Source organism: Klebsiella sp. LTGPAF-6F (genome assembly GCF_001753185.1).
In the GTDB taxonomy this organism is placed as follows: domain Bacteria; phylum Pseudomonadota; class Gammaproteobacteria; order Enterobacterales; family Enterobacteriaceae; genus Klebsiella; species Klebsiella michiganensis.
In genome coordinates this window covers 1,099,008-1,119,334 of sequence record NZ_CP017450.1, presented here as the reverse complement: position 1 = coordinate 1,119,334, position 20,327 = coordinate 1,099,008, and the positions used below count along the sequence as shown (strand labels likewise).

The following is a 20,327-nucleotide window of genomic DNA, read 5'->3' as shown; positions in this document are numbered from 1 at the left end:
TATGTCAGAAGAGATAACCGTCAACTGCCCAACCTGCGGCAAAATTGTGGTCTGGAATGAGCAGAGCCCGCATCGCCCGTTCTGCTCCAAACGCTGTCAGCTTATCGATTTAGGCGAATGGGCAGCGGAAGAGAAACGTATCCCGAGCAGCAGCGATCTGTCAGATAGCGACGGCTGGAGCGAAGAAAAAGAGTAACGGATTTCGGGCGGGCATGTGCAGGCCCGCCCTGATTTGCCGGATGCAGGCGCACCCTACCCGATCTGAGAACCTTGAATTAACTTCGTAATGACGGGTTCGTTTGCCGGCGGGAAATCCTCAGCAACGAGCGCGCTCTGCGCAATCCAGCATCCCGGCTGCCCTTCTTTCCCCCACGGCTCGCCTTCCCAGCTGTTCACCAGCCAGAACCACAGCGTGATATGGCGATCGGGAAACTGGTACTCCAGCTTATCAAACAGGCTGTAAGCTTTAGCTGTAATGCCGACCTCTTCCTGCAGTTCGCGCACTAAGGCCTGTTCGGACGACTCGCTCTCTTCAATTTTACCGCCCGGGAATTCAAGCTTGTTCGCCATATGCGCATCGGCGGCCCGCTGAGTGATAAAAATCTCCCCTTGCGAATTACGGATAATACCCACTGAAATTTGCAGCGTTTTCATTGTCTTCATTCCATAAAAAAGGCGCAGATATCTGCGCCCTGGTATTCAATATTGTAAAAGCTTAGCTCAGGCGACCGTGGCACTGCTTGTATTTTTTGCCAGAACCGCACGGGCAAGGATCGTTACGACCCACTTTACGCTCGCCGGTTTGTTCAGCCAGCGCGGCCGCGGCTGCGCTATCATCGTCCTGATGGCTCAGCTGCTGCATCTGCGCCAGACGCTCAGCTTCTTCACGACGCTGCTGCTCCATCGCTTCAACCTCTTCCGGCATCCGCACCTGAACTTTGCTCAGGGTACTGATCACTTCATATTTCAGGGATTCCAGCATTGAAGCGAACATGGAGAAAGATTCACGCTTATATTCCTGCTTCGGATCTTTCTGCGCATAGCCGCGCAGGTGGATACCCTGACGCAGGTAGTCCATCGCCGCCAGGTGCTCTTTCCACAGGGAGTCCAGCGTTTGCAGCATGACGCCTTTTTCGAAGTGACGCATCATCTCAGCGCCAACCACTTCTTCCTTACGCTGATAGGTTTCAATGGCGCTCTGCAGAATGCGCTCACGCAGCGTTTCTTCATGAAGCTCAGGCTCTTTATCCAGCCATTCTTTGAGCGGCAGCTCGAGGTCGAAGTCATTTTTCAGACGCTCCTGCAGGCCTTCAATATCCCACATCTCTTCCAGCGACTGCGGAGGAATATGGGCATCGATGGTCGCTTTAAATACGTCTTCACGAATGCTGTTAATCGTCTCGCTCACGTCGGTCACGTCGAGCAGCTCATTACGCTGGGTGTAAATAGCGCGACGCTGATCGTTAGCCACATCGTCATATTCCAGCAGCTGCTTACGAATATCGAAGTTGCGGCTCTCGACTTTACGCTGCGCGTTGGCAATCGCTTTGGTCACCCACGGATGCTCGATAGCCTCACCCGGCTTCATACCCAGTTTACGCATCATGCCGGACACGCGGTCAGACGCGAAGATACGCATCAGGGCATCTTCCATCGACAGATAGAAACGGGAAGAACCGGCGTCCCCCTGACGGCCTGAACGACCGCGGAGCTGGTTATCAATACGGCGGGATTCATGGCGTTCGGTACCGATGATATGCAGACCGCCCGCAGCCAGTACCGCATCGTGACGAACCTGCCAGTCGGCTTTGATCTGCGCAATCTGTTCCGGAGTCGGGTCTTCCAGCTGGGCGACCTCGGCCTGCCAGCTACCGCCAAGCATAATGTCGGTACCACGGCCGGCCATGTTGGTCGCAATGGTTACCGCAGACGGATAGCCCGCCTGCGCAACGATGTCCGCTTCGCTGGCGTGGAATTTCGCGTTCAGCACGTTGTGCTTGATGCCCGCCTTCGTTAATTCATTAGAGACCACTTCTGATTTTTCGATAGAAATGGTACCCACCAGCACCGGCTGACCCGCGGCGGTACGCTGCTTAATATCTTCGATAATGGCCTGAATTTTTTCCGCTTCGGTCATATAGACCAGGTCCGCCATGTCTTTACGAATCATCGGACGGTTGGTCGGAACCACAACGGTATCCAGCTTATAGATTGAGCTAAATTCAAACGCTTCGGTATCGGCGGTACCGGTCATCCCTGCCAGCTTCTCGTACAGGCGGAAATAGTTCTGGAAGGTAATTGAAGCCAGCGTCTGGTTCTCGTTCTGAATATCAACGCCTTCTTTCGCTTCAACGGCCTGGTGCAGGCCATCGGACCAGCGGCGCCCCTGCATCGTACGGCCGGTGTGTTCGTCGACGATGATCACTTCGCCATCTTTCACGATGTAATCAACATCGCGGGTGAACAGCACATGCGCGCGCAGCGCGGCGGTCACGTGGTGCATCAGCATGATATTGGTCGGTGAGTACAGCGACTCGCCTTCTTCCATAATACCTTCATTCACCAGCAGCTCTTCAATCAGCACCAGGCCGCGTTCGGTCAGGTTTACCTGACGCGCTTTCTCATCGACGGAGAAGTGCCCTTCGCCGGTAAAGGTTTCGGAGTCTTCTTTATCCTGACGCACCAGGTGCGGAATGATCTTGTTCACCTTCTTGTACATTTCCGAGCTGTCTTCAGCCGGGCCGGAAATAATAAGCGGGGTACGCGCTTCATCGATCAGAATGGAGTCGACTTCATCCACCAGCGCATAGTGCAGTTTGCGCTGTACGCGCTCTTCAGGACTGAAGGCCATATTGTCGCGCAGATAGTCAAAGCCGTATTCGTTGTTGGTACCGTAAGTAATATCGGCTGCGTAGGCTTCACGCTTGGCAGGCGCAGGCAGGCCGGACATATTAATGCCAACGGTCATCCCCAGGAATTCAAACAGCGGGCGGTTGTTCTCGGCATCACGCTGCGCCAGATAGTCGTTGACGGTCACCACGTGAACGCCTTTACCGGTCAGCGCATTCAGATAGGCAGGCAGAGTTGCGGTCAGCGTTTTACCTTCACCGGTACGCATTTCTGCAATACAGCGGTCGTTGAGAACCATGCCGCCCAGCAGCTGAACGTCAAAGTGACGCATGCCGAAGACGCGTTTACTGGCTTCACGCACGACGGCAAAGGCTTCCGGGATCAGGCTCTCCAGGGCTTCGCCTTTTTCCAGGCGAGCGCGGAACTCAGCGGTTTTCCCTTTCAGTTCGTCGTCGGACAGTTTTTCCATGGACGGTTCCATGGCGTTGATCACGTTGACGGCTTTGCGCATACGACGCAGCGTACGGTCGTTACGGCTACCGAATACTTTAGTTAATAATTTGATTAGCATAATAAAATCTCAAACGCCCCGCGGTGCGGTGTCACAAAAAAATAGAATGGTCCGTTTTTGGTTTAGCTGAGACGTTGAGGCCCTGCGCGTATGCCGGCCACCTGGCTAATCCAGGTACAGACGCGAAACGCGCAGTGGGAAATAGAGGGGTTATATGCCGCCAGATGAACAATGGCCGGAGGTTTACTCTCCTGCGTCAACAGCGCGCTAAGCGTGTCGAGAAGGGCCAGATGCTGCGCCTGAAGCGGTGAAGACTCTTCCGCTACCGGCAGCGCCTGCGGGGCCATCGCAAAAGAGAGGTGGCGAATGACCGTACGAATGGCGTGCTGATGCCAGTAATCAACCGTGAAATTGGGCCGACGACTGGAAGATTCCAGCAGCGCTAGCTGAGAAAAATTAACTTTAGCAGGATTATGGTTGCTGGACGTCGTTTTAGCGGGCGACGCGGTCTCATGCTCATGACCATTGCTAAGCGCAGGCAGGCCGAGGCTAGCCGCGACCATCCCCAACAGGAGATGCGGCCAGAAATACCGTCTGCCAAACTGTCGCCAGCGCGTCAGCAATCCACTCACTTACGTTACCTTTTGTTGGTAGCAACCCTAAGAAATATTTTGCGTCCAAATACTAACATTAATACGCCGTCACGGCAGCAGGAATGAGGTCTCAGGCGGGGGAAAAACGTTTAAAAAAGGAACGAACGCGCAAAAAATGCAGTTAAAAATCAAAGCAGGACGCAGCGGGAATATAAAAAAGAAAACGACTGGCTCCCTGGCCGGAGAGAGTACCAGGTTACCAGTCGAATTTACTGCCGGGTCTGACTTATGCCAGAACCAGCGTCGGGGCGCGGAACGCCAGCGGCATTTCTGCGTCGTCCTCGAAGGTCACATACTCCCAGGCTTCCTGTTTTGCCAGAACAGCCTGCAGCAGTTTGTTATTCAACGCGTGACCGGATTTGTACGCCGTAAATGCGCCGATAATGTTGTGACCACACATAAAGAGGTCGCCAATGGCATCCAGCATTTTGTGACGGACAAACTCATCTTCAAAGCGCAAACCGTCTTCGTTCAGTACGCGATAATCGTCAACAACGATGGCACAATCGAAGCTGCCGCCCAAGCACAGGCCGCGGGACTGCAGATATTCGATATCACGCATAAAACCGAAGGTACGCGCGCGGCTAATCTGGCGCATAAACGCATCAGCCGAGAAGTTCATTGCGTAGCGCTGGCTGCTGGAGTCAATCGCCGGATGGTTAAAATCAATGGTGAAGTCCAGTGAAAAACCATTGTACGGTTTGAATTCGGCCCATTTATCGCCATCTTCAACGCGAACTGTCTCTTTGATACGCACAAATTTCTTAGCGCAGTTCAGTTCATCGATGCCGGCATCCAGCAACAGATAAACGAACGGAGCCGCACTACCGTCCATAATTGGGACTTCCGGCGCATCGACTTCAATAATAATGTTGTCGATACCCAAGCCAGCCAGCGCGGCATTGAGGTGCTCAACCGTCGATATCCGCACGTCATGCTCATTGACCAGGCAAGTACAGAGCATGGTATCACGCACAGATTTGGCATCAGCCGGAAAATCAACCGGTGGATTCAAGTCGGTGCGACGATAGATGACCCCGGTATTTGCCGGCGCAGGGCGTAACGTCAGGGTGACTTTCTTGCCGGTATGCAAACCGACGCCAGTCGCCTGAACGATACGTTTAAGAGTCCTTTGTTTGATCATCGTATAATCTCGCCAAGTTACCTATCCAACCGAAGTGTACTATACATTCGGCAGGCCAGTTTAGCACAAAGAGCGCAGATGCCCAACTTCCAGCCAATTCTTAATCGGCTTGCTTACGCAGGAAGGCTGGAATATCCAGATAATCTGGCTCTTTCGCGGCCTGCGGCGTATTGTCGTTGACCACTTTTGCGGCCGGTTTCTGCTCTTGCGTCAGTGGAGACATACCGTGCTGCTGGTAACGATCCATCACCGGCTGCTGCACCTGTTTGTTGGTGACCAGGGTGATTTCCGGACGTTTGTCCATACCGATACCGGTAGCAACGACGGTTACGCGCAGCTCGTCGTTCATATCCGGGTCCAGAGAGGTACCGATAACCACGGTGGCGTTATCCGAAGCAAATGCGCGGATAGTGTTACCTACGGTCTCGAACTCATCCAGACGCAGGTCGAAGCCCGCAGTGATGTTGACCAGAACGCCACGCGCGCCGGACAGATCGATATCTTCCAGCAGCGGAGAAGAGATCGCCATTTCAGCCGCTTCTTCCGCACGGTCTTCACCGCTCGCCACGCCGGAGCCCATCATGGCGTAGCCCATTTCAGACATCACGGTACGCACGTCCGCAAAGTCGACGTTCATCAGGCCTGGGCGGGTGATCAGCTCAGCGATACCCTGCACCGCGCCTTTCAGCACGTCGTTGGCCGCACCGAAAGCGTCGAGCAGAGAAATGCCGCGGCCGAGAACCTTCAGCAGCTTGTCGTTCGGGATGGTGATCAGCGAATCCACATGCTTGGACAGCTCGGTGATGCCCTGCTCAGCGAACGCCATGCGCTTCTTGCCTTCAAAATTGAACGGCTTAGTCACCACGGCAACGGTCAGGATACCTAAATCTTTTGCAACTTCAGCCACCACTGGCGCAGCACCGGTTCCGGTACCGCCGCCCATGCCGGCTGCGATAAACACCATATCGGCGCCGTCAAGGGCGGCACGCAGCGCTTCACGGTCTTCATCCGCCGCGTTACGGCCGACTTCCGGGTTTGCGCCTGCGCCCAGACCTTTGGTAATACCGCTACCGATCTGGATAGTCTGGCCAACAGCCGTTTTGCGCAGAGCCTGCGCGTCGGTGTTCACCGCGAAAAATTCAACACCCTCAATGCGCTCGCGCACCATGTGCTCAACGGCGTTACCGCCGCCGCCGCCGACGCCGATGACTTTAATCACCGCGTCGTTGGTCAGTTCCATAGGTTCAAACATAATTTCTCTCTCCGTTGTGCCTGTCGCCTGAGAACGCTAATTTTCTGCGTTCTCTTAAAAAATTAAAACTCTTTTCGCAACCAACTGTTGAGTCGTTTGATCCACGACCCGACCGTTACGCGTTTTTCCACCTCTGCTTCACCACTGAGATGAGATTCCTTCCCGTAGTGCAGCAGCCCAACCGCCGTCGAGTAATACGGCTCCTGGGCATAATCCGTTAATCCGGTAATATTCAGCGGCGCGCCAATTCTCACCTGCGTATGGAATACGCGCTGCGCACAGGCGGCAAGTCCTTCAATTTGCGCCGCACCGCCGGTTAATACAATGCCAGCCGCCAGGTGGTGCTTCACACCTTGTTGACGGAGCTGTTCCTGCAGCTGCAGGATCTCTTCATTCACCAGGTTGAGCAATTCGGTATAACGTGGCTCAATCACCTCGGCCAACGTCTGACGCTGCAGACTACGAGGCGGACGCCCGCCCACGCTGGGGACTTCCACGTTCTCGTCTTTACCAACGATGGAACCCAGCGCACAGCCGTGACGCACTTTAATGGCTTCTGCGTCGCTCGGCGGCGTACCGAAAGCGTAGGCAATATCGCTGGTCACCACGTTGCCCGCGTACGGGATCACTTTGGTATGACGCAGCGCGCCGCCGGTATAGACCGCAATATCCATTGTACCACCGCCGATATCCACCACGCAGACACCCAGTTCACGTTCGTCTTCCGTTAATACGGAATAGCTGGCGGCTAAACCGGCGAAAATAAGCTGGTCGACTTTCAGACCGCAACGCTCCACCGCTTTGACAATATTTTTTGCCATATCGTTATGGCAGGTAATCAAATGCACTTTCGCCTGCATGCGTACGCCAGACAGTCCTACGGGGTTTTTAATCCCCTCCTGGTAGTCGATGGCGTACTCCTGCGGGATAACGTGCAGAACGCGATGCTCGTCGCGCACGCGAACCGATTTCGCGGTATGTACCACGTTCTCTACGTCGTCCTGCGTCACTTCTTCTTCAGAAATCGGCACCATACCGATTTCATTTTGACAGCTGATATGTTTGCCTGAAAGCGCCAGATAGACTGACGAGATCTGGCAATCCGCCATCAGTTCGGCCTGGTCAATGGCGCGCTGTACGCATTTCACCACGGATTCCAGGTCGTTCACTCCGCCTTTATCCATACCACGCGATGGGCAACTGCCCACGCCAATGATATTAATCATACCGTCGGGCAGAACTTCCCCTACTAAAGCGGCAACCTTAGCGGTGCCAATCTCCAGTCCAACTACCAGTTTTCTGTCCGTCGCCTTGATCATTGTTGTTCTGCCTGTGCCTGATTCTGTTGTTGTTGAGTTTCCTCTACAGGAGCCGGTACCCAACCGACTGCCGCTCCCGAGTCATAACGCAAATCAACGTAGCTTATCCGTTTGCCGTCGGTCTGCGCCTGCTGCTGAAGAACCGGGTAGAGTTCCATAAAGCGCTGAAGCCGTTTCATGGTGTCACCCCGACCAAGGTTGAGCTTAATGTCGTTATTAAGCGTCAACTGCCAGGAGCGACGCGCGGTCATTGCCGCTACTTTCAACGTGAATTTATCCTTCGCCAGCACCTGCCCCATGTCGCGGTATCCCTGAAGGACTTCGTTCTCACTGCCTTCCGGGCCGTACAACATCGGTAAATTCTGTTTACTGGTGCGATCTGACGGCACGCTGAAAGAATTTCCGTCCACGTCTACCATATGCTGATCATTCCAGCGCGCTATCGGCACATATTCAACCAGATGAATCTTCAATTCGTCCGGCCACTGCTTTCTGACGCTCGCCTGCTTAATCCACGGCAGACGTTCAATCTGGCTTTGAATAATGTTGACGTCCTGCGTCATAAAGGTGCCCGGCGACCCCAATGCCAGAATCGCCTGACGGATATCATCGTTGCGCGTGTAATGACGCTCACCGGTGACCACCATCTTTGACAGCGGTAACCGCTGTGCATCTTCCATCCAGCCCAGAACCATCCATCCGCTGACCAGCACGGTACAGAGCACCGCCAGCAGGAAGAAGATACCCGCCAGACGAGAGCCATTACTTCGACGCGAAGAGGTTTCGTCTTCCTCTTCGTGGTTCCGCGTATTCAGCGCAGCCTGCGACATATCACCCCGCCAGGTCCAGAATTCGTACAACAAGCTGCGAGAAGCTCATCCCTGCCTGACGCGCCGCCATGGGCACCAGACTATGGCTGGTCATGCCAGGAGAGGTGTTTGCTTCCAGCAGATAAAACTGGCCATCGCTGTCCAGCATCACATCAATTCGCCCCCAGCCGTAACAGCCAAGACTATCCCAGGCTTTTTGCACCAGAGCCTGCATTTCTGCCTCGCGCGCGGAATCTTCCAGGCCAGGGCAGAAATATTGCGTTTCATCAGAGAGATACTTTGCTTCATAATCATAGAAGGTTCCAGCCGCCTGGATACGTATTGACGGTAAAATTTCTTCTCCGACGATAGCGACGGTAAATTCCGGCCCACTGAGCCATTTTTCAATCAGAACTTCGTCATCATGCTGAAAAGCCAGCGCCAATGCATTTTGTAATGCACAACTTTCGCTGACTTTGGACATACCGACGCTGGAGCCTTCGCGACTGGGTTTAACAATCAACGGCAGTCCGAGGGCGGAAATCTGCTGTTCTACCTCAGCGGAAAGCCCCGCGGTGAACTGTTTACGCGTCAGCGCAACCCACGGCGCAACCGGCAGCCCGGCGCCCTGCCACAGCAGTTTGCTGCGCAGCTTATCCATTGAGATAGCGGAAGCCATCACGCCGCTGCCGGTATAGGGGAGTTGAATCAGCTCCAGCAGACCCTGCAACGTACCATCTTCACCGCCGCGACCGTGCAAGGCAATAAACGCTTTCTGAAAACCCATATTTTTCAATTGGGTAATATCCACGTCGCGCGGGTCGACCGGGTGCGCATCGACCCCGGCTTCGCGCAGGCCGGCGAGCACCGCCGAACCTGAATTGAGAGAGACTTCACGTTCAGCGGAGGTTCCGCCAAAGAGGACCGCGATTTTATCAGCCATGGCGCTCCTCCTGCGATTTTTGCGGCTGCAATTTGATTTCCGCCAGGTGACGGGCGATTTTACCAATGTTTCCCGCCCCCTGAACCAGCACCAGATCGTTGCCGGTCAATACTGAAGCCAGCATCTCTGCCGCCTGCGCCGGGTCGGAAACCAGAATCGGGTCGACTTTACCGCGGCCGCGAATCGTACGGCACAGCGAGCGGCTGTCGGCGCCAGGAATAGCGGCTTCGCCCGCGGAATAAACGTCCAGCATCAGCAGCGCGTCAACCTGGGTCAGCACGTTGGCGAAATCATCGTACAGATCGCGCGTACGGGTAAAACGGTGCGGCTGAAACAGCATCACCAGGTTTTTATCCGGCCAGCCCGCCCGCGCCGCTTTGATGGTGGCATCCACTTCCGTAGGATGATGACCATAATCATCGATCAGCATCGCGGTACCCTCTTTACCGTTAACTTCAGCTAAGGGGTATTCGCCAAGGAAATCAAAGCGACGGCCGGTGCCCTGGAAGCTTTCCAGCGCGCGCAAAATAGCGTCATCATCAATGCCCTCTTCCGTGGCAACGGCCACCGCCGCCGCCGCGTTCAGCGCGTTGTGGCGACCCGGTGCGTTCAGCGTCACCTGAATGACCTCTTTATCCTGGCGAACCAGACGGAAATGGCCCTGAGCGCCAACCTGACGATACTCTTCCACGCGAACGTCGGCATCATCGCTAAATCCGTAGGTGGTGAGCTGGCGGCCAACGCGCGGCAGCAGTTCACGAATCACCGGATCGTCCACGCACATCACCGCGCGTCCGTAGAACGGCAGATTGTGCAGGAAGTTAATAAACGTCTGCTTCAGGTTTTCGAAGTCGCCGTGGTAGGTATCCATATGATCGGCTTCGATATTGGTCACGATAGCGACCATCGGCTGTAAATGCAGGAACGAGGCGTCGCTTTCGTCCGCTTCGGCAATCAGGTAACGACTATGGCCAAGGCGCGCGTGCACGCCAGCGGCTTTGACCAGACCACCGTTCACGAAGGTAGGATCCAGCCCGGCTTCAGCGTAAATGCTCGAGACCATCGCCGTGGTTGTGGTCTTTCCGTGCGTGCCGGCAATGGCAATGCCGTGGCGAAAACGCATCAGCTCCGCCAGCATCTCGGCGCGGCGAATAACCGGAATACGCGCTTCGTGGGCGGCGACGATTTCCGGGTTATCCGCAGAAATCGCGCTGGAAACCACGACAACGCTCGCATCGCGCACGTTTTCAGGGCGATGGTTGAAATAAATCGTGGCGCCAAGCTGAGTCAACTGCTGGGTCACCGGATTCGGCGCCAGGTCGGAGCCGCTAATCTGATAACCTTCGTTGGCCAGAACTTCGGCAATACCGCCCATGCCGGCACCGCCAATGCCAACAAAGTGAATGTGCCGGACGCGACGCATCTCGGGCACGATAGAACGCAGTTTTGCCAGATCTTGTGTATTCATTCTTTACGCCATCAACTTCTTTATTCGGACGGTGATCATCACCGCGATTAACGCGCCAGTGCTGCGGCGCTCACTTCTTCTGCTACCCGTTCGGTCGCGTCCGGAATCGAGGCTCTGCGCGCTCGCTCCGCCATATCCAGCAGCGTCTCGCGATCCCAACCCGCCAGGGTTTGCGTGACGGCCTCCACGGTAAACTGCGGCTGCTCAAGGATCTTCGCTGCCCCTGCCTTCTCTAACGGCAGCGCATTCCAGTACTGCTGACGATCTTTGTGCTGAAAAGGCACAAACAGCGCCGGTAAACCCGCGGCGGCAATTTCGCTCACCGTCAGCGCCCCGGAACGACATACGACAACATCGGCCCAGGCATAAGCCGCCGCCATGTCGTCAATAAATTCGGTGACTTTGTGCTGCGGCTGGCCGGCGTCGGAATAGGCCTGCTGTACGCTCTCCTGGCCCCCTTTACCGCTCTGGTGCCAGATGGTGACAGCAGAACCCAGCTTCGCCGCCACCTGCGGCATCGTCTGATTGAGCACGCGCGCGCCCTGCGAGCCGCCGACGACCAATACGCGAATCGGCCCCTGACGCCCGACTAACCGCTGTTCCGGCAGCGCCAGCGCCAGCACATCGGTACGAACCGGGTTGCCAACAACGTCGGCATGCGGGAAAGCGCCGGGAAATGCCTGCATGACCTTTTTGGCAATTTTCGCCAGCCATTTATTCGTCAGGCCGGCAATCCCGTTCTGTTCATGCAGGACAACCGGGATCCCCAGCGACCATGCCGCCAGACCGCCGGGTCCGGAAACATAGCCGCCCATGCCCAGCACCACGTCCGGCTGAAAACGCTGCATAATCGCTCGCGCCTGACGCCAGGCGTTGAAAATACGCACCGGCGCCAGCATCTGCGCCTTCAGGCCCTTGCCGCGCAGGCCGGATATCTGAATGAAATCAATTTCAATGCCGTGCTTCGGCACTAAATCCGCTTCCATACGATCCGCGGTACCCAGCCAGCGGACCTGCCAGCCCTGGTCCATTAAATGGTGCGCAACCGCCAGTCCCGGGAACACGTGTCCGCCGGTACCGCCTGCCATCACCATTAAGCGCTTTTCCTGACCGCTCATCGAACACCCCGTGTAAACGCCTGGGCTTTTTCCAGACGCGTTTCATAATCAATTCGTAACAGCAACATGATCGCCGTCGACATAATCAGCAGGCTCGAACCGCCGTAACTGATCAGCGGCAGCGTCAGGCCTTTGGTTGGCAGCATCCCCGCCGCCGCGCCGACGTTAACCAGCGCCTGAAAGCTAAACCAGATCCCAATGGCGCAGGCCAGAAATCCGGAGAAACGGTGGTCAATCTCCAGCGCTTTGCGGCCAATGGACATGGCGCGAAAAGCGACGAAGAATACCATTAAAAGTGCGAGTACCACACCGATATAACCGAGCTCTTCACCGATAATGGCGAAGATGAAATCGGTGTGCGCCTCGGGCAAATACTCCAGCTTCTGGACCGAATTGCCCAGGCCCTGCCCCCACATTTCGCCGCGACCAAAGGCCATCAGCGACTGGGTTAGCTGGTAGCCGCTGCCGAACGGATCTTCCCACGGGTTCCAGAAAGAGGTCACGCGGCGGATACGGTACGGTTCAGCCAGAATCAGCAGTACGACCGCCGAAAGCCCCATCCCGATAATGGCGATAAACTGCCACAGCTTGGCTCCCGCCAGGAACAGCATGGCCAGGGTGGTCACAAACAGCACGACGACGGTACCGAGGTCAGGCTGCGCCAGCAGTAAAATCGCCAGTACGAAAATCACGCCCATCGGCTTTAAGAAGCCGCGCAGGTTGTTACGCACTTCGTCGCCTTTACGCACGAGGTAGTTGGCGATGTAGCAAAACAGCGACAGCTTGGTAAACTCCGCAGGCTGGATACGCAGCGGCCCCAGCGCAATCCAGCGCGACGCCCCGTTAACCGAGCTACCGACCACCAGAACAATCAGCAGCATGACGATAGAGGCGATCAGCATCGCGGTACTATGGCGCTGCCAGAACTCCATCGGCAGGCGCAGCGTCACCATCGCCAGCCCTAGCGCCAGCAGAATGTATAAGCCATCGCGCTTGGCAAACAGAAACGGATCGTTCGCCAGACGCTGGCCTACCGGCATCGACGCCGAGGTCACCATAATGAAGCCGATTGCGGCCAGGCCAAAGGTCAGCCACAGCAGCATCCGGTCATACATCACCAGGCTATCGGTATCTTTTTGCCGCGAGCCCATCACCCAGCCTTTCAGCGCGGCGAACAGCCATGCGAAAATAAACATTCCCGGCAGACGCGGCAGTCTCAGCCGTGGCATTTTCAGGCGCGGGAGTGATAAACGCATCAACCTAACTCCTTCGCCAGGCGAGCAAAGATGTCGCCGCGTTGTTCAAAGTTTTTAAACTGATCGAGGCTGGCGCACGCGGGAGACAGCAGCACCATATCGCCCGCGACAACCTGCGGCGCAATCTGGCGCATCGCCTGCTCCATGGTTTCCGTTTGCACGGCGACGTCCGGGCGAAGGGCCGCCAGCTGCGCGCCGTCGCGGCCGAAGCAGTACAGGCGAACGTTGTCGCCGGTCAGGTAACGGCTTAACGGCGTGAAATCAGCGGATTTCCCATCGCCGCCCAGCAGCAGATAGAGCGTTCCATCAAGATGCAGCCCATTGAGCGCCGCTTCAGTACTGCCGACGTTGGTGGCTTTAGAATCGTTGATCCAGCGCACGCCGTTGTGCTCCAGCACCAGCTGGAAACGATGCGCCAGCCCGGTGAATGTGGTCAGCGCTTTCAGGCTACTGGCGCGCGGCAGACCCGCCGCATCCGCCAGAGCCAGGGCCGCAAGCGCGTTACTGTAGTTATGCTGGCCGCTAATCTTCATCTCTTTGACGTTGAGCACTTTCTCGCCTTTGACGCGCAGCCAGGTTTCTCCCTGCTGGCGGTTCAGGTGATAGTCACCAACGTCAACGCCGAAGCTGATGCAGCGATCGTCAGCGCCGCGTACCGGCATGGTTAACGCATCGTCGGCATTAACGATACAGGCCCGGGCGTTCTCATAAACGCGCAGTTTGGCGGCGCGGTACTGCTGAAGCCCCAGCGGATAGCGGTCCATATGATCTTCGGTGACGTTAAGGATCGTCGCCGCGGCCGCCCGCAGGCTGGAGGTGGTTTCCAGCTGGAAGCTGGAAAGCTCCAGGACATAGAGTTCGCGCTCAGCATCCAGCAGCATCAGCGCCGGCAGGCCAATATTGCCCCCGACGCCAACGTTCAACCCCGCCGCTTTCGCCATTTCTCCCACAAGGGAAGTCACGGTGCTTTTACCGTTGGAACCGGTGATCGCAATAATCGGCGCCTGCGCCTCGCGGCAGAACAGTTCAATATCGCCGACAATTTCTACCCCCGCATCCGCCGCGGCGCTCAGGGAAGGATGCGCCAGCGCGATGCCAGGGCTGGCGACAATCAGGTCCGCCGTCAACAGCCAGTCTTCGTTCAGACCGCCGACATAGCGCTCAACGGCTTCCGGCAGCTTGTCCAGCCCCGCCGGCGCAACGCGGGTATCCATCACCCGCGGCGTCACGCCGCGAGCCATGAAAAAGTCCACGCATGACAGGCCGGTCATACCCAGCCCAATAATGACGACTTTTTTACCCTGATAATCTGCCATGATTAACGTACCTTCAGCGTCGCCAGGCCAATCAGCACCAGCATCAGCGAAATAATCCAGAAACGCACGATAACGCGCGGTTCCGGCCAGCCTTTCAGTTCATAGTGATGGTGAATCGGCGCCATGCGGAAGATGCGCTGACCGCGCAGCTTGAAGGAGCCGACCTGCAGAATCACCGAGAGCGTTTCCACCACAAATACGCCGCCCATAATCACCAGCAGGAATTCCTGGCGCAGCAGCACGGCGATAATCCCCAGCGCGCCGCCGAGAGCCAGCGAACCCACATCGCCCATAAAGACCTGTGCCGGATAGGTGTTAAACCACAGGAAGCCCAGGCCCGCGCCGACAATCGCCGTACAGACGATCACCAGTTCACCGGCGTGACGCAAATAAGGGATATGCAGGTAGTTGGCGAAATTCATGTTCCCGGTCGCCCAGGCAACCAGCGCGAAGCCGGCGGCAACGAATACGGTTGGCATAATCGCCAGCCCATCAAGGCCGTCGGTCAGGTTGACCGCATTACCGGTCCCGACGATAACAAAATAGGCCAGCAGGACGTAGAACAGGCCCAGCTGCGGCATCACGTCTTTAAAGAACGGCACCACCAGCTGAGTCGCCGGCGTATCTTTACCCGCCATATACAGCGCAAAGGCGACGCCCAGCGCAATCACCGACATCCAGAAGTATTTCCAGCGGGCAATCAGGCCCTTGGTATCTTTGCGAACCACCTTACGGTAGTCATCAACGAAGCCGATGATGCCGTAGCCCACCAGTACCGTCAGCACGCACCAGACGTAGGGGTTAGATGGATAGGCCCACAGCAGAACGGAGACAACAATGGCGGTCAGGATCATGATCCCGCCCATGGTCGGCGTACCGCGCTTACTAAAGTGAGATTCCGGGCCATCGTTACGTACAACCTGGCCAAAGGAGAGTTTTTGCAGACGGGCGATCATGCGCGGGCCCATCCACAGAGAGATGAACAGCGCGGTCAGCAGGCTGACAATGGCGCGAAACGTCAGGTAGGAAAAGACGTTAAAGCCTGAATAATATTTGACCAAATGTTCGGCCAGCCATACTAACATGTTCCGTTCTCCTGTAATGCGCGTACTACCACTTCCATGGCGGCACTACGTGAACCCTTCACTAAAATGGTCATAATTTTATGTTCTGCGGTGAGCTCGCGCAGGCGGGTCACCAGCGCGGCCTTCTCGCTAAAATGTTCGCCAACGCCGCTGGCGCCGCTGATCTCTGCGCTCAACGTACCGACGCTCAGTACGCGATCGAGCCCGGCCGCTTTTGCCGCTTCGCCCACCTGACGATGGCACGCCTGGCTTTCCGCGCCGAGTTCGGCCATATCGCCAACGACCAGTACCCGGTAGCCCGGCATCTCAGACAGCACCTGTACCGCAGCGGTCAGCGAGCCGACGTTGGCGTTATAGGAATCATCCAGCAGCAGCTGGCTGTCGGTCAGCTGAATCGGGAATAACCGCCCCGGTACCGCTTTCAGATCTTTCAGACCCGCTTTGATCGCCTCATGCGTCGCCCCCACCGCCATTGACAGCGCCGCGGCAGCCAGCGCGTTGGCGATGTTATGGCGCCCCGGCAGCGGTAGCAGTACATCAACGCTGCCCGTTGGGGTCTGCAGAGTAAATTCAGTCCCGTGCGACGTCACATGAACGTTGGTTGCCGTGAAATCGCTGTGGGCGGCGTTCGGCGAAAAACGCCAGGTTTTACGCTCGCCAATCACGCTTTGCCAGTTCAGCCAGTCATTATTGTCGGCGTTCATAATCGCGATGCCGTTGAGCGGCAGACCGGTGTAAATTTCGCCCTTGGCTTTCGCCACGCCTTCCAGAGAGCCAAAGCCTTCCAGGTGCGCGGCGGCCAGGTTATTCACTAACGCGGCTTCGGGACGGGTCAGGCTAACGGTCCAGGCAATTTCCCCCTGGTGATTAGCGCCTAACTCGATGACCGCGTAGTCATGTTCTTTGGTGAGACGCAGCAGCGTCATCGGCACGCCGATATCGTTGTTCAGGTTACCTGCGGTATACAGCGTATTGCCGCACTGGCTCAGAATCGCCGCGGTCATCTCTTTAACCGAGGTTTTTCCGGAAGATCCGGTCAGCGCGACCACGCGCGCCGGCACCTGCTGACGCACCCACGCGGCCAGTTCGCCAAACGCCAGACGCGTATCCTTCACCACCACCTGCGGTAGATCGCAGGCCAGCTGACGGCTGACCAACAGTGCGCCCGCGCCGGCAGCTTTCGCCTGTTCGGCAAAGTCATGCGCATCAAAGCGCTCGCCTTTTAGCGCCACGAACAGGCAGCCCGCCGTGATTTTACGGGTATCGGAGGTGACGTCATCAATCGCCACATCGCGGCCGTGCAGCTCGCCATGCGTGATGCCGGCGAGCTGGCTGAGAGTCAAGCGAATCATGCTACCGCCCCCAGCAGACGCGCCACGGTGACGCGGTCAGAGTAATCGAGTCGGCGATTGCCGACGATTTGATAGTCCTCGTGGCCTTTGCCCGCCACCAGAACGACGTCGTTTTCTTTCGCCTGCATCACCGCATTAGTGACCGCTTCCGCACGACCTTCCACCGCCCTGGCATGGCCCGCGTCCAGCATGCCGGCCAGAATGTCGTTGATAATCGCCCGCGGCTCTTCGGTGCGCGGGTTGTCGTCGGTGACAACCACGATATCGGCAAACTCTTCGGCGATAGCGCCCATCAGCGGACGCTTGCCTTTGTCGCGATCCCCGCCGCAGCCAAATACGCACCACAGTTTACCGCGACAGTGCAGACGCGCCGCCTGCAGCGCTTTTTCCAGCGCATCAGGCGTGTGGGCGTAATCAACGACCACGGTCGGTTTACCCGGCGCGGCGAACACTTCCATACGCCCGCATACCGGCTGCAGGCGCGCGGCGGTTTTCAGCAGATCGGCAAGCGGATAGCCCAGCGCCAGCAGGGTGGCTAAGGCCAGCAGCAGATTGCTGACGTTAAAGGCGCCCATCAGGCGGCTTTCGATCTCGCCGTTCCCCCAGCTGGAGGCAAACTGAATGGTGGCGCCGCTATCGTGATAGCTCACGGCGGTCGCTTTGAGCCAGCGGCCCCGGCAGTTCGGGTTAATGTGATCTTCCATCGATACGGCAACCGCATCCGGCAGCTTCGCCAGCCAGCGGCGACCGACTTCATCGTCCGCATTAACAATCGCCTGCCCGCAATGGTGGGTTGAGTAGAGCAGCCATTTCGCCGCTTCGTAATGTTCCATATCACCGTGGTAATCGAGGTGATCGCGGCTCAGGTTGGTGAAGACCGAGGCGGCAAACTGCAGCGCGGCTACGCGATGCTGCACCAGCCCGTGGGAAGAGACTTCCATCGCGGCGAACGTCGCCCCCTGCCCTGCCAGGCCAGAGAGTACGTGTTGAACATCAACGGCCGAACCGGTGGTGTTTTCCGTTGGGATAACTTTCTCCAGCAGGCCATTGCCTACGGTTCCCATTACCGCGCTGGTTTCCCCCAGCAGCTGCGCCCACTGCGCCAGCAGCTGTGTCGTGGTGGTCTTGCCGTTAGTCCCGGTGACGCCCACCAGGCGCAGTTGTTCCGAAGGCTGATGGTAAAAACGCCCGGCCAGCGCGGATAAGCGCTCGTTGAGTTGGCTCAGATAGATAACCGGCACACCGTGCATTTCACGGATTTCGCCGTCATGGGCCTCATCTTTGGCCTCAGCAATAATGGCAGCAACACCTTGCGCTATCGCCTGCGGGATATAACGACGCCCGTCCGCCTGATGACCTAAAACCGCGATAAAAAGATCGCCAGAAGCAGCCACCCGGCTGTCCAGCGTCATTTCTCGCAGAATTCGCTCCGGCGCATTTGGCACCCACGGAGCGAGAAGGTCGCGCAAATTACGATCTGCCACCTGTTCCCTCGCCTTGATTAATCACTAATTCACTTTTTTCAGCCGTTGCCAGCGCATCCGGTTCAATGTTCATGGTGCGCAGTACGCCGCCCATGATGGCACCGAAGACCGGCGCGGAAACGGCGCCGCCGTAGTATTTACCCGCCTGCGGATCGTTGATCACCACCACCAGCGCAAAGCGCGGATGGCTGGCGGGCGCAACGCCTGCGGTGTAAGCAATGTATTTGTTGATGTAGCGGCCGTCGGGCCCTACTTTTTTCGCCGTACCGGTTTTAATGGCGATGCGATAGCCTTTGATCGCCGCCTTCACGCCGCCGCCGCCGGGCAGCGCCACGCTTTCCATCATATGAACAACGGTACGAACGAGTGATTCCGGGAAGACGCGCTCGCCCGGAACCGGTGGATCAACTTTGGTAATCGACAGCGGGCGATAGATGCCGTAGCTGCCGATCGTTGCGTAGACTCGCGCTAACTGTAACGGGGTTACCATTAGCCCATAGCCGAAAGAAAAGGTGGCCCTCTCTATGTCAGACCACCGTTGTTTTTGAGGGTATAAGCCACTGCGTTCTCCGACCAACCCCAAATTGGTCGCTTTTCCGAGTCCAAAACGTGAGTAAGTATCTACTAACGCTGAGGACGGCATCGCTAACGCCAGCTTAGAAACACCGACGTTACTCGACTTCTGTAGTACCCCGGTCAGGGTCAATTCGCTGTAGCGCGCCACGTCTTTGATTTCGTGGCCGTTAATTCGATAGGGAATGGTGTTCAGTACGGTATTTTCGTTAACAATGCCGCGCTGAAGCGCGGTCATCACCACCATCGGCTTCACCGTTGAACCCGGCTCAAACACGTCGGTAATGGCGCGGTTACGCATCGTATCTTTGGAGGTGCCCGCGAAATTATTCGGGTTGTACGACGGGCTGTTGGCCATCGCCAGCACTTCGCCGGTGTTAACGTCGACCAGAACCGCGGTACCTGACTCCGCTTTGTTGAACGCCACCGCATTATTCAGCTCGCGATACACCAGCGCCTGCAGGCGTTCGTCAATGCTCAGCGCCAGGTTATGCGCGGCCTGGCTATCGGTGGACGAAATATCTTCGATTACCCGACCATAGCGGTCTTTACGCACGATACGCTCGCCGGGCTGGCCGGTAAGCCACTTATCAAAGCTCTTCTCTACGCCCTCAATCCCCTGGCTATCGACGTTAGTGAAGCCAATGAGGTGAGCGGTTACTTCGCCAGACGGATAGTAGCGGCGGGACTCTTCCCGCAGATGAATCCCCGGCAGCTTCAATTTGCGGATGTAGTCGGCCATATCAGGGTTCACCTGACGCGCCAGATAGATAAAACGCATCCGTGGATTGGTATTGATGCGCGATGCCAGCTGATCCAGCGGCATATTCAGCGCATCGGCCAGCGCCTTCCAGCGGTTGTCCAGGGTCACGCCCCCGGCTTCATGCAGCTCTTTCGGGTCAGCCCAGATAGCTTTTACCGGCACGCTCACCGCCAGCGGGCGGCCGGAACGATCGGTTATCATTCCGCGCGCGGTAGAGACTTCCTGCACGCGCAGAGAACGCATATCGCCCTGGCGTACCAGCATGTCCGGGCTAATCACCTGTAGCCAGGCCACGCGGCCCAGCAGGAAGCCCAGCGCCAGCAGAATACAGCCGCACAGCAACGCAAAACGCCAACTGATAAAGTTGGCCTGTTCTTCCTGACGTTTTGCTTTTGGCGTTTTCGGCGCTGCTTTCATGCGTCGCAATAATC

Annotated in this window: 17 protein-coding genes; 1 reads left to right on the top strand and 16 read right to left on the bottom strand. The window is 56.9% G+C overall.

Annotation, left to right across the window (positions count from 1 at the left end):
* Window position 1: 1 nt before the first annotated feature.
* A complete protein-coding gene (yacG, locus tag BJF97_RS05250; RefSeq protein WP_004098607.1) occupies window positions 2-196 on the top strand; it encodes a DNA gyrase inhibitor YacG in 195 nt (64 codons plus the stop codon).
* A 56-nt stretch (window positions 197-252) separates the two neighbouring features.
* On the opposite strand, the gene mutT is transcribed toward yacG, so the two are convergent.
* The 16 genes from mutT to BJF97_RS05170 form a co-directional block, all read right to left on the bottom strand.
* Entirely contained in the window at window positions 253-654 is a 402-nt protein-coding gene (gene mutT, locus BJF97_RS05245; protein ID WP_032694421.1) for an 8-oxo-dGTP diphosphatase MutT, read from the bottom strand.
* Between the two features lie 61 nt (window positions 655-715).
* Window positions 716-3,421, bottom strand: coding sequence for a preprotein translocase subunit SecA (gene secA, locus BJF97_RS05240; protein ID WP_004098603.1), 2,706 nt, complete (start codon window positions 3,419-3,421; stop codon window positions 716-718).
* Window positions 3,422-3,483: 62 nt separating this feature from the next.
* Window positions 3,484-3,993, bottom strand: coding sequence for a secA translation cis-regulator SecM (gene secM, locus BJF97_RS05235; protein WP_014837406.1), 510 nt, complete (start codon window positions 3,991-3,993; stop codon window positions 3,484-3,486).
* Window positions 3,994-4,240: 247 nt separating this feature from the next.
* The gene (gene lpxC, locus BJF97_RS05230) at window positions 4,241-5,158 is read right to left on the bottom strand and encodes a UDP-3-O-acyl-N-acetylglucosamine deacetylase (protein WP_004098599.1); all 918 of its coding nucleotides are present in this window, start codon (window positions 5,156-5,158) and stop codon (window positions 4,241-4,243) included.
* 100 nt (window positions 5,159-5,258) lie between these two features.
* Window positions 5,259-6,410: a cell division protein FtsZ gene (gene ftsZ, locus BJF97_RS05225; protein ID WP_004098597.1), complete on the bottom strand. Its 1,152-nt coding sequence runs from the start codon at window positions 6,408-6,410 to the stop codon at window positions 5,259-5,261.
* A gap of 62 nt (window positions 6,411-6,472) precedes the next feature.
* A complete protein-coding gene (gene ftsA / locus BJF97_RS05220) occupies window positions 6,473-7,729 on the bottom strand; it encodes a cell division protein FtsA (protein WP_004098594.1) in 1,257 nt (418 codons plus the stop codon).
* A complete protein-coding gene (gene ftsQ, locus BJF97_RS05215; RefSeq protein WP_014227923.1) occupies window positions 7,726-8,559 on the bottom strand; it encodes a cell division protein FtsQ in 834 nt (277 codons plus the stop codon). The genes ftsA and ftsQ overlap by 4 nt, the downstream gene beginning before the upstream one ends.
* Before the next feature lies 1 nt (window position 8,560).
* Window positions 8,561-9,481 carry a D-alanine--D-alanine ligase gene (locus BJF97_RS05210; RefSeq protein ID WP_014227922.1) on the bottom strand — a complete coding sequence of 307 codons (921 nt, stop codon included), beginning with the start codon at window positions 9,479-9,481 and terminating at the stop codon, window positions 8,561-8,563.
* Window positions 9,474-10,949 (bottom strand): UDP-N-acetylmuramate--L-alanine ligase, encoded by a 1,476-nt coding sequence (gene murC / locus BJF97_RS05205; protein WP_014227921.1) that lies wholly within the window; start codon window positions 10,947-10,949, stop codon window positions 9,474-9,476. Before murC ends, BJF97_RS05210 begins: the two co-directional genes overlap by 8 nt.
* A 47-nt stretch (window positions 10,950-10,996) precedes the next feature.
* Complete coding sequence (murG, locus tag BJF97_RS05200; RefSeq protein ID WP_032694422.1) at window positions 10,997-12,067, bottom strand: undecaprenyldiphospho-muramoylpentapeptide beta-N-acetylglucosaminyltransferase; 1,071 nt, start codon at window positions 12,065-12,067, stop codon at window positions 10,997-10,999.
* Window positions 12,064-13,323 carry a cell division protein FtsW gene (ftsW, locus tag BJF97_RS05195; protein ID WP_004098587.1) on the bottom strand — a complete coding sequence of 420 codons (1,260 nt, stop codon included), beginning with the start codon at window positions 13,321-13,323 and terminating at the stop codon, window positions 12,064-12,066. Before ftsW ends, murG begins: the two co-directional genes overlap by 4 nt.
* Window positions 13,323-14,639, bottom strand: coding sequence for a UDP-N-acetylmuramoyl-L-alanine--D-glutamate ligase (gene murD / locus BJF97_RS05190; RefSeq protein ID WP_025106491.1), 1,317 nt, complete (start codon window positions 14,637-14,639; stop codon window positions 13,323-13,325). The genes ftsW and murD overlap by 1 nt, the downstream gene beginning before the upstream one ends.
* 2 nt (window positions 14,640-14,641) lie before the next feature.
* Window positions 14,642-15,724 carry a phospho-N-acetylmuramoyl-pentapeptide-transferase gene (mraY, locus tag BJF97_RS05185; protein WP_004098585.1) on the bottom strand — a complete coding sequence of 361 codons (1,083 nt, stop codon included), beginning with the start codon at window positions 15,722-15,724 and terminating at the stop codon, window positions 14,642-14,644.
* On the bottom strand, window positions 15,718-17,076 hold the full coding sequence (murF, locus tag BJF97_RS05180) for a UDP-N-acetylmuramoyl-tripeptide--D-alanyl-D-alanine ligase (RefSeq protein ID WP_014837403.1): 1,359 nt from the start codon (window positions 17,074-17,076) through the stop codon (window positions 15,718-15,720). The genes mraY and murF overlap by 7 nt, the downstream gene beginning before the upstream one ends.
* Window positions 17,073-18,560, bottom strand: coding sequence for a UDP-N-acetylmuramoyl-L-alanyl-D-glutamate--2,6-diaminopimelate ligase (gene murE / locus BJF97_RS05175; protein WP_004098583.1), 1,488 nt, complete (start codon window positions 18,558-18,560; stop codon window positions 17,073-17,075). Before murE ends, murF begins: the two co-directional genes overlap by 4 nt.
* Window positions 18,547-20,313: a peptidoglycan glycosyltransferase FtsI gene (locus BJF97_RS05170; RefSeq protein WP_004098582.1), complete on the bottom strand. Its 1,767-nt coding sequence runs from the start codon at window positions 20,311-20,313 to the stop codon at window positions 18,547-18,549. Before BJF97_RS05170 ends, murE begins: the two co-directional genes overlap by 14 nt.
* Window positions 20,314-20,327: the final 14 nt, after the last annotated feature.

Excerpts from the sequence above, each read along its gene's own strand:
- yacG (WP_004098607.1), top strand. The coding sequence starts at position 2 with ATGTCAGAAGAGATAACCGTCAACTGCCCAACCTGCGGCAAAATTGTG.
- mutT (WP_032694421.1), bottom strand. The coding sequence starts at position 654 with ATGAAAACGCTGCAAATTTCAGTGGGTATTATCCGTAATTCGCAAGGG.
- secA (WP_004098603.1), bottom strand. The coding sequence starts at position 3,421 with ATGCTAATCAAATTATTAACTAAAGTATTCGGTAGCCGTAACGACCGT.
- lpxC (WP_004098599.1), bottom strand. The coding sequence starts at position 5,158 with ATGATCAAACAAAGGACTCTTAAACGTATCGTTCAGGCGACTGGCGTC.
- ftsZ (WP_004098597.1), bottom strand. The coding sequence starts at position 6,410 with ATGTTTGAACCTATGGAACTGACCAACGACGCGGTGATTAAAGTCATC.
- ftsA (WP_004098594.1), bottom strand. The coding sequence starts at position 7,729 with ATGATCAAGGCGACGGACAGAAAACTGGTAGTTGGACTGGAGATTGGC.
- ftsQ (WP_014227923.1), bottom strand. The coding sequence starts at position 8,559 with ATGTCGCAGGCTGCGCTGAATACGCGGAACCACGAAGAGGAAGACGAA.
- BJF97_RS05210 (WP_014227922.1), bottom strand. The coding sequence starts at position 9,481 with ATGGCTGATAAAATCGCGGTCCTCTTTGGCGGAACCTCCGCTGAACGT.
- murC (WP_014227921.1), bottom strand. The coding sequence starts at position 10,949 with ATGAATACACAAGATCTGGCAAAACTGCGTTCTATCGTGCCCGAGATG.
- murG (WP_032694422.1), bottom strand. The coding sequence starts at position 12,067 with ATGAGCGGTCAGGAAAAGCGCTTAATGGTGATGGCAGGCGGTACCGGC.
- ftsW (WP_004098587.1), bottom strand. The coding sequence starts at position 13,323 with ATGCGTTTATCACTCCCGCGCCTGAAAATGCCACGGCTGAGACTGCCG.
- murD (WP_025106491.1), bottom strand. The coding sequence starts at position 14,639 with ATGGCAGATTATCAGGGTAAAAAAGTCGTCATTATTGGGCTGGGTATG.
- mraY (WP_004098585.1), bottom strand. The coding sequence starts at position 15,724 with ATGTTAGTATGGCTGGCCGAACATTTGGTCAAATATTATTCAGGCTTT.
- murF (WP_014837403.1), bottom strand. The coding sequence starts at position 17,076 with ATGATTCGCTTGACTCTCAGCCAGCTCGCCGGCATCACGCATGGCGAG.
- BJF97_RS05170 (WP_004098582.1), bottom strand. The coding sequence starts at position 20,313 with ATGAAAGCAGCGCCGAAAACGCCAAAAGCAAAACGTCAGGAAGAACAG.